At 37.3% G+C, this 3,508-nt stretch carries 4 protein-coding genes; 3 read left to right on the top strand and 1 reads right to left on the bottom strand.

What is annotated here, in order from left to right; translation table 11 throughout:
* Nucleotides 1-361 (top strand): hypothetical protein (locus ACY65O_RS17925; protein ID WP_462222232.1); only part of this gene is annotated, 361 nt, incomplete at its 5' end.
* Between the two features lie 224 nt (nt 362-585).
* On the opposite strand, the gene ACY65O_RS17920 is transcribed toward ACY65O_RS17925, so the two are convergent.
* Nucleotides 586-1,341, bottom strand: coding sequence for a Rossmann-like and DUF2520 domain-containing protein (locus tag ACY65O_RS17920; RefSeq protein ID WP_462222231.1), 756 nt, complete (start codon nt 1,339-1,341; stop codon nt 586-588).
* Between the two features lie 116 nt (nt 1,342-1,457).
* On the opposite strand from ACY65O_RS17920, the gene ACY65O_RS17915 reads away from it, so the two are divergent.
* Nucleotides 1,458-2,297: an alpha/beta hydrolase gene (locus tag ACY65O_RS17915; protein WP_462222230.1), complete on the top strand. Its 840-nt coding sequence runs from the start codon at nt 1,458-1,460 to the stop codon at nt 2,295-2,297.
* 181 nt (nt 2,298-2,478) lie between these two features.
* The coding region (locus ACY65O_RS17910) for a DNA topoisomerase (protein WP_462222229.1) at nt 2,479-3,508 on the top strand (1,030 nt) is incomplete at its 3' end.

Genomic DNA, 3,508 nt, shown 5'->3' with positions numbered 1-3,508 from the left:
GGCTGAAGTATTAAAAAAAAATAACCTTAAAATGACCGGCGCACCCATGGCCTGGTACAAAAGCAGCAAGGCGCCCTACTTTTTTGAAGCTGGCATACCGGTTAGTAAAAAACCTGCAAAATTTTCCAAAAATGTTTTTGTTAGAGAAATGAATACTGAGAGTGTAGTGATGGCGCATTTTTATGGTCCTTACTCCCTTTTACAGCAGGGATATGATGCCATTAAAGAAAGAATGAAAGATGAAAAAAGAACTGCAAATGGCATGCCTTACGAAATTTATGTGGGTGATCCTATTGACGCATCAGGCAAACCTATTGATCCGTATAAGGTAAGAACAGATATTGTTTTTCCGTGGAAATAAAATATTCAATATTCAACACTCAATTTTCAATGCAAATGCATAGTATTATGCTTTTTCGCTTTTTTCAATTATGTAACAAATTAAATGCGCCTGTATTTTATTGAATATTGAAAATTGAGTGTTGAATATTGAACATTTCTCCCCTGTTCAAAAAGTGGCCACACCTGAGAATTCCCCTTCGAAATGTCCATTGCCTATTGTCCATTGCCCATTGACAATTGCCCCTACGGGTTCATAATACTATCCGTTAATTTAAGATACAGGTATTTTAATTTGGGATGAGCACTCAATAAACGCAGGTGTTTATCTAAAGTAAATACATCGTTGCGGTGAGCAGGGCCGGTTTGAATATCTTTTGGAGAAATTTCTTTAATGCGCTGTGCAGTGGATTGAATTAAGGGAAACAGTAATTTAAAATCCAGGTTTTCTTTAATGCAAAAATCCTCTGCTACTGCATAAAGATGATTGGTGAAATTATTTACAAACACCCCGGAAACATGCAGTTTAAATCTATCCTCTTCTGCCAGTCTTTTTACCAAAGGCGAAAGTGTTTTTGCAAAATCTTCAATTAAAGTAACCGTATCATTGGTATTGCCATCTATTATAAAAGGAATTTCGGGAATGGTTTGTATTTCTTTCCGCAGGCTTTGAAACGGATATAAAATACCATAATTAGTGGATATATTTTGTAACACATCTTTTGAAACCGAGCCGGCAGTATGTACAATTAACTTATTGCCCAGGCTGAATGATTTATTTAAATCGAACAATACGCCATCGCTGATGGCAACAATATATATATCAGCGCTCATATCAGTAATGCCATCGTAATTGGTATAACTGCAACCCAGTTCATCAGCAAGTATTTTAGCATTTTCAGTATGGCGGCTCATTACCTGTATAACCTGGTGATTATTTTTTTGGCATAATCTTGCTAAAACAGTGGCCACGTTACCGGAACCTATAATTACAATTTTCATACGCAGACTGAATTATTTAAATAAATTTATTGAAAAATAAAAAAATTTGGATATTGTTTACACAACACTAATACGTAATTATTTTCTTTACGGTTGCCGGAAGGTATCTTTGCTCTATGAAATTAACGCAAAAATTAGGGATTTCTTATATACAAACAAAAATAAAACTCATTTCATTGCTTTCTAAAAGAAGGGCTGCAGAAAAAGTATTTCAGTTATTTTGCACCCCGTTTATAAAATCAAAACGCACTGCAGAACCCAATAATGCCCAACAATTAAAGTTTACACTCAATAACCTAACGGTAAAAGGCCATCGCTGGAATCATCCTCAACAAAAAAAAGTTTTAATACTTCACGGTTTTAATTCTGCTGCGTATAAATTCGACCGCTATATAAATCCGTTGGTAAAAAAAGGATACGAAGTTTTATCTTTTGATGCGCCTGCTCATGGCCATAGTGGTGGCACCACCACCAACGCTGTTGAATACAGTGCTATGATTGCAAAAGTTATTGAACTTTACGGACCGGTAAATAGTTTTATTGCGCATTCTTTTGGTGGCATTGCAATAAGTCTTGCTATGGAAAATTTACCACATGATGTAAACACCAAAATTGTTTTAATTGCACCGGCAACAGAAACCACCTCGGCAATTGATGGCGCTTTTGGCATGCTTAAAATAAAAGATACTGCTGTAAGAAAAGAAATGGATAAACTTATTTTTGAGAGGAGTGGCAAACAAACCGAATGGTTTTCGGTAAGGCGTGCCGTAAAAAATATTACCGCACAAATATTATGGCTGCATGATGAAGATGATGACATTACACCATTAAGTGATGCATTAAAAGTTAAGGAAGACAACCATAACAATATAAATTTCGTTATCACCAAAGGGCTGGGTCACCGCAAAATTTACCACGATGCAGCGGTAAAAAAAGCCATCGAAAATTTCCTTTAAAATATTCAATTTCTTTTTTCGTTTTAGAAGAAAAATTTTGATTTTTCAATTTTAAACTAATATTGCAGTGGAAACCCCCATCCCCTAAAGGGGGGAATGGAGCAGATTGAAGCGAAAAATTTGTATCGTATTTATTAACAAAACACAATCAGTCCTCCGCCAGCTGGCGGAGATACGGCATATGGCAAAAAACTTATTGATAGTAGAAAGTCCGGCAAAGGCCAAAACCATTGAAGGCATTTTAGGTAAAGACTTTGAAGTAAAAAGTTGCTTTGGCCACATACGTGACCTGGAGAAAAATGATATGGGGATTGATATCAACAATAATTTTACACCCAAGTATATTATATCTCCCGATAAAACCAAAGTGGTAAACGATTTAAAAGCACTGGCAAAAAAAGCTGATGAAGTGTGGCTGGCATCGGATGAGGACCGTGAAGGAGAAAGCATCAGCTGGCATTTGGCAGAAGTATTAAAGCTGGATCCAAAAACTACCAAACGGATAGTGTTTCATGAAATTACCAAACCCGCCATTCAAAAAGCGGTGCAAAATCCACGTACTATAAATATGGATTTGGTAAATGCACAACAGGCACGCCGGGTTTTAGACAGAATTGTAGGTTTTGAATTAAGCCCCGTGCTGTGGCGCAAGATTGGAATGAAAGGCGGCTTAAGTGCAGGCCGTGTACAAAGCGTGGCGGTAAAATTAATTGTAGAAAAAGAAAGAGAGATCAACCAGTTTACACCTGTTGCAAGTTTTAAAATTGAAGCATCGCTTGCTGCAACAGACATGAATAACCGCAGCGTAAACTTTAAAGCAGAAGGTGGAAAATTTAACCAGGCAACAGATGCAGAAAAGTTTTTGCAAAGTTGCGTGGGTGCAAAATATACCGTTAAAGATATACAGGTAAGGCCGGGCAAGCGTACGCCGGCAGCGCCTTTTACTACATCTACTTTACAACAGGAAGCCAGTAGAAAATTAGGATACGGCGTAAGTAAAACCATGTTGCTGGCGCAAAAACTGTATGAAAGTGGAAAGATAACCTACATGCGTACAGATAGCGTGAACCTGGGAGAAACAGCGATGGATGGTATAAAGGCGGAGATCAATAAAAGCTACGGCCCTAATTATTTACAGGTACGTAAATACAAAACAAAAAATGAATCGGCACAAGAAGCGCATGAGGCCATTCGTCCAACGTACATGGAAA

It is taken from the genome of Ferruginibacter sp. (genome assembly GCF_031430955.1).
Lineage (GTDB): Bacteria > Bacteroidota > Bacteroidia > Chitinophagales > Chitinophagaceae > Ferruginibacter.
The sequence above is the reverse complement of the archived record's forward strand: the minus strand, read 5'-3'. Positions and strand labels throughout refer to the sequence as shown.